Origin of the sequence: Candidatus Solincola tengchongensis (genome assembly GCF_015711935.1) — a bacterium.
Taxonomy (GTDB): Bacteria; Actinomycetota; Geothermincolia; order Geothermincolales; family RBG-13-55-18; genus Solincola_A; species Solincola_A tengchongensis.
Genome location: NZ_JACVJJ010000111.1, coordinates 1 through 5,306 on the forward strand (window position 1 = coordinate 1; position 5,306 = coordinate 5,306).

General features: G+C 60.3%; 6 protein-coding genes. 1 reads left to right on the top strand and 5 read right to left on the bottom strand.

Going from position 1 to position 5,306, the window contains the following annotated elements; all coding sequences use genetic code 11:
* Window positions 1-183: hypothetical protein (locus H7007_RS11685; protein WP_287155476.1), on the bottom strand; the 183-nt coding region annotated here is incomplete at its 3' end.
* 847 nt (window positions 184-1,030) lie between these two features.
* Between H7007_RS11685 and H7007_RS11690 the strand changes: the two genes are divergently transcribed.
* A complete protein-coding gene (locus H7007_RS11690; protein WP_287155478.1) occupies window positions 1,031-1,861 on the top strand; it encodes an acetoacetate decarboxylase family protein in 831 nt (276 codons plus the stop codon).
* A 299-nt stretch (window positions 1,862-2,160) separates the two neighbouring features.
* On the opposite strand, the gene H7007_RS11695 is transcribed toward H7007_RS11690, so the two are convergent.
* The 4 genes from H7007_RS11695 to H7007_RS11710 all read right to left on the bottom strand — a co-directional run.
* Window positions 2,161-3,042 (bottom strand): molybdopterin-binding protein, encoded by an 882-nt coding sequence (locus tag H7007_RS11695; protein ID WP_287155479.1) that lies wholly within the window; start codon window positions 3,040-3,042, stop codon window positions 2,161-2,163.
* Between the two features lie 9 nt (window positions 3,043-3,051).
* The gene (locus H7007_RS11700) at window positions 3,052-4,485 is read right to left on the bottom strand and encodes a hypothetical protein (RefSeq protein ID WP_287155480.1); all 1,434 of its coding nucleotides are present in this window, start codon (window positions 4,483-4,485) and stop codon (window positions 3,052-3,054) included.
* A gap of 3 nt (window positions 4,486-4,488) precedes the next feature.
* Complete coding sequence (locus H7007_RS11705; RefSeq protein WP_287155481.1) at window positions 4,489-5,112, bottom strand: 4Fe-4S dicluster domain-containing protein; 624 nt, start codon at window positions 5,110-5,112, stop codon at window positions 4,489-4,491.
* Window positions 5,109-5,306: hypothetical protein (locus H7007_RS11710; RefSeq protein ID WP_287155482.1), on the bottom strand; the 198-nt coding region annotated here is incomplete at its 5' end. The genes H7007_RS11710 and H7007_RS11705, both read right to left, overlap by 4 nt.

Here is a 5,306-nt window from a genome sequence, read left to right on the forward strand (position 1 = left end):
GAGCACCAGGTTGGTGCTCACCGAGCCCACGTCCACGCCCAGGTACCCGCGCATGTCTTCCCTTTCTTCCCCCTCCTCGACGTGATCCCGAATCGGCGGCCGGGCTTCTACCGCGATCCCTCGTGCCCTCTGTGGCTCCTGTTTTTCCTTTAATAATCTAACACATCGCCGTGAAGGACCCAATCGGCTCCTCCCTCCTCTATCAACCCTCCCTCCTCCCTCCTCTTTCCTCTTTTCTATATCAACCCGAAAAGCGCCTACAGAAACGATTTAGAACCCTCTATTCTTCCATACCCTCGCTTTACTGCCGGATACAGTATGTTCTCTATCCGAGAGAGATCACCCCTTACCGCCAGTTGGATTTGCTGGTTTATCCGGGAAAGGATGTCCTCTCGGCCTTCTTCAACCCGAAAAGCGCCTAAAGAAACGATATAGAACCCTCTGTTCTTCCATACCCTCGCTATCGCGACCGAACGGAGTACGAGTTCGTATCCAAGAGCGACCAGCCCTTGCCGCCTTCTGGATTTGATTGCTTTGCCGAACGCTCGGGAAGATGGAAAGTTCGTTGAAGCGACGGGTTTGGATCCTTAAAGAGGATGGAAAAAGATAATATGGTTTATATGGGCTCCCGGGACGGGAAGGCGGGGCAAAGGCGGCGCGGCTTTAAAGCCCCCTCTCCCCTACCCGGATGACGAGGGGCATTAGTGAACCTATGACGCCCGTGAGCGGTAATCTTTTCCGCGAGGGCAGCGGAAAAACATGCCGCGGCAGATGGAAAGTTCGTTGAAGCGACGGGTTTGGATCCTTAAAGAGGATGGAAAAAGATAATATGTTTTATATGGGCTCCCGGGACGGGAAGGCGGGGCAAAGGCGGCGCGGCTTTAAAGCCCCCCTCTCCCTTACCCGGATGAGGAGGGGCATTAGTGAACCTGTGACGCCCGTGAGCGGTAATCTTTTCCGCGAGGGCAGCGGAAAAACATGCCGCGGCTTTTCGACTCGGTGAGCGCAAGAGGTTACAGGAGGTGATCCCATGCATCACGACTTCTTCGAGGGCGTGGAGCAGGTCGAGGCCACACTTTTGGGAAAGAAGGTCAAACTCCCGGTCTTCTACCGCAGCGCGCGGTCGATGACCGCCGTCTTCCCGGCCACGCTGCCGGCCCTCAAGAGGCTGGTCCCGGACCCGCGCTACGCCCCGGCCCAGGTGGTTCCGGGCATCGGCGCCCTTCACCTAACCGCCTTCGAGTACTACGACACCGACATAGAGCCCTACAACGAGTTCGCCATCGGGGTCCTGCTCAACGACCCCCAGATCCTCCCCCTTCCGGGATACAACCTCCTGCGCCAGCTCGTGCGCAACGCGTTTCACACCTACATACATCACCTGCCGGTGACCACCGAGCTGGCCCTGAGGGGCGGCATCGACATCTACAACTACCCCAAGTTCCTGGCGGGGATCGATTTCTCGGACAGCGAGAGCGAGCTCACCTGCCGCCTCTCCGAGAGCGGGGAGCACATCCTCACCCTGAGAGGTCAGAAGGTGGACGCCTCGAGGAGCGGCATCGTGAAGTACTTCTGCCACCTCTACCAGTTCAAGCAGCCGCAGGGGGCCGAGTTCAAGGTCAACGCCCTACGTTACGCCATGGTGCCCGGGTGGGGCAAGGCTAGCCTGGAGCTCGGCGAATCCCACCCCGTGGCCCGGGAGTTGAGAAAGGCCCTGCTCACCACCCAGCCCTTCCTCTACTTCTACATGCCGGAGATACAGTGCATCCTCTACGGGCCGGAGAACCTCTCCCTCCCCCTCCTGGCGAGGCTGCTGCGGGAGAACATGGGCATACCTCTGGAGGAGCTGGCGTCCAGATAGGCGGGCACGGGCGGGACCTTCGCCGAGATGAACATCCATATCAACCTTCTGCCTGGGTTGGGCAAGGGGACGAAATGGTTGCTGAGTCAAGACTCGATCCTGATGGGACCAGGTCCTATGCGGATATCGGCGAGCAAGTTTGACCGTGTGGCAGAAAAATCAACGATCATGGTTTGCCAAAATCTGTAATCGATAATTTCCATGATATTTCATCTTCCGCCCCGGTGAGACGGACGGTTGATCGTGGCAGACCCCTTGACCAATCGAAAAGGAATTTTTTTCCCGCTTCAAGGCGAGGATTAGCGTTCGCGCAGCAGGACTCGGATCCTTTCCGCGATGGAGCAGGCCAGGGAACGCTTGTCCCACCCTTCCTTCAAGGCTTGGGCCAGGACGTCGAGGCATGCTTTGACCTCGTCGTTGGGTCCTGGAAGGGAGACGATCAGCGTCTGATTGTACTCGCCGACAGCTATCCTCACCCCATCTTTGGCGTGCCTGCCTGTCCCCACCTCGTAACGGCAAACGTAAGGCGTTTCGGCTGCTGGGTCCAGGTCCAACACCGCCTCCACGGTCTGGTCTTTCTCCTCGGCGCCGATGCCGCCAGTGGTGATAACCACCCCGTACCCATAGACCTCAGAGGCCTCGCGTATCTTCGCCGCGATGGAGGTCCTGTCGTCGGGCAGGACCTCTCCTCGTGATACCTTGAAACCCTCCTCCTCCAGCCGTTCCTTGATGGCCGGCGTGTTGGTGTCTTCTATCTCCTGGTTCTGCACCTCGCTTCCCGAAGGGAAGACCATCACCCGTCTTTCCACATTGCGCCTGATCTCCTCCGCCAGCTCCCTCCCGGAGTTTATGGCTCCTACGGCCGCGTCTCGGTCGTGAGCTATCCACCCCAGCATGCCCCGAGAAGATACAAACGCTTCCTCCACGACCGTCACGCCCGGAAGGGCGCCCAGCGTCTTGAGCAGCGTCGGTTCCCGGCCGGCGATGTTCAATGCGTCTATGTCCGTCCCGTGGACGTCCAGGACGAGCGTTCCGGGGCGGTAATCCGTCACCAACACGTCGCGCTCCTCCAAGCCCAGGACGTCGGCAGCCGCCTGGGCGATGGTCGAGAGGTTGGCGCGCCGCAGGTATATGCCCTGTATCTCCAGCTCCGTCTTGCGTAGAAGACCAGAATCTTCCATATGCGTTGTTCACTCCAGGTTCCTCTGGCGGAGCCACCGCGGCAGGAGCTCCTCTTCCACCTTCCTCCTCACCTCGGGGGCCTTGCGAACCAGCTCTTCCGCCAGCGATGGACTCAGATTGAGATGTCCGAAACTTCCGTCGAAGACGAGCACCTTGTCGGTGCGCGCCGCGCGCCGGGCTTTTTCCAAAGCGGTTTGAAGATCCGGCATGGCGCGGATTATCCCGAGGTCGCCCATGGCCTTGAAGAGCGGATTGGCCCGGTCGAGCCTCAGGTAGTCCAGCTGGTCGCGACCCACCACGAATATGGGTTTTGAAAACAGGTTCAGGAAGGGGATGCCCGCCCACTGCTGGTTGATGACAACGGCCTTGAGCGCGGGGTTGATGCCCGTTCGGAGCATCTTTGTTGGCAGATTTTCCCTTTCCTGATAAGGGACCTCGTCTATCATCATCAGGGCGGAGGGGGAGTCCAGGTCCAGGATGTCGTGCCCGGGGCAGTTGGAGAACATGAGGACGCCGAAGGTGACGCCCCCGGCATGGACGTAATAACCCCATCTGCCGCCGTCTATGACCGCTATACATTCTTCGATGGACTCGAAGAGTTTCTGCATCTTCCCGAACCTCTCCAGGTGGCCGCGGGTGATGCGCCGGTCCAGCGCGAAGAGGTCGTTGTCCGCGTCGATGGCCATTATCCCGGCGGGGGAAAGCCTCATTATGCAGCTGAAAGCATACCTTTCCTGCACGTACGGTGACCGGAATATGGCCACCGGCAGGAAGTTGCAACTGCGGTTCTTATAGGAATAGTGATAAGCGGAGCGCGTCTCCAGGCGCGCGTAAGACATGGCGAAGGCCTTGAAGCTCCTGGCGAGGAAACGGTGGAAATACATCTCCCGAGGGTCGTCGTAGTAGGAGTGCACGAACCAGTCGGCATCGTAAGCCTTTTTAACGCCGTATAGGGTCCCCACCTCAGTGTCGATGGCCACTCCCTCGTCGTAGGGGCCGAACTCGAACACCCTGCCCTCGAAGAGCTCCATCAGGCGGAAGGCCTCGATCACCTCGCGCGATTCCCGGAAGCCTCGGTAGGCGGCCACCCCTAGGTATATGTCCTCGCAACCGGTGCGCTCGCGGACAGCGTCTCTTATGGCGCCGAGCATCTCGCGGTAGGGCCATCCGCCGAGGATGCTGAAACCGTGTTCCGAGGCCAGGAAGTGCACGCGGTGCCCTGGCTTGATCATGCTCATGTCCACGTTTTCCAGGGCCTGGAAGGTATTCGGGCGGATCGCCGAACGATCCTCTCCGTAACAATAGATGGCCTCCGGGAACTCGGGAAAGAGGGAACTCACCGGAAGGGAGACGAACCCCGGGTGTTCAGCGGCACGCTTGCGGGGTGGCGACTGGTAGACGGACTCCATGAAGGGGAAGGGCGGTACTGCAGGCCGATACATCGTTCACGCCTCCTCGAGCATATCACGCCCCCGGAATTTTCTTATCAGGGATACGTCATCGAGGATCCGGAACTGAGGAAATCGGGCATCGATCTCCCGCAACCTCTCCTCTGGGATGTCTAGGGGGTCCAGGGGGTGGTGGTAGAGGCGGCTTTTCCGCCTCTCCTCCGGCGTGACACCTCCGGCTTCCAGGATCTTGAAGACGTTCACCAGGCAGTAGATGCCGCATCCCCGGCGCACGCCGGTCATGGCGCACACGTCCTCCGGCGTCCTGGCCCCCAGCAGGACGGCGCCCGCCAGCTCCCGGGCGGTGATGAAGGAGCAGGCACAGACGGCCTCGCCCGGAGCAAGACCCACCCTGCGGCAGAGACGCTTGATCTCCCACGGGTCCAGGCACGAGAGGTCGATCCTCAGCACGCGGTCGGCCTTGCGGGGAAGCATGGTGATGGCGTTCTCCGGGCAGGCGTCCATACAGCGCTGGCAGTCGATGCACCTACCGGGGTCCACGGCCATCCTCTTCTCCTCTTGCACGAGGGAGACGGCCGCGGCGGGGCATATCTCCTCGCATTTGCGACATCTTCGGCAGAGGGAATGGTCTATGGAAGGCAGGTACTCGCGCAGTATCACGGTTCCTCCTCGCTGAGCTCAGCCCTTCTGACCGGGGCGGGCTTTCTTCTCCTGAGGCTCCCCAGCGCCTCCCCGAGGAACATGAAAAAGGCGATCACACAGGAGAGGTCTCCCTCCAGGGTGATCATCCCCCGGTTCAGGAACTCCGCCGTGTGGAGGCGCAGCCTCTTGCCCCAGGTGTCCGCGTCCCCCCA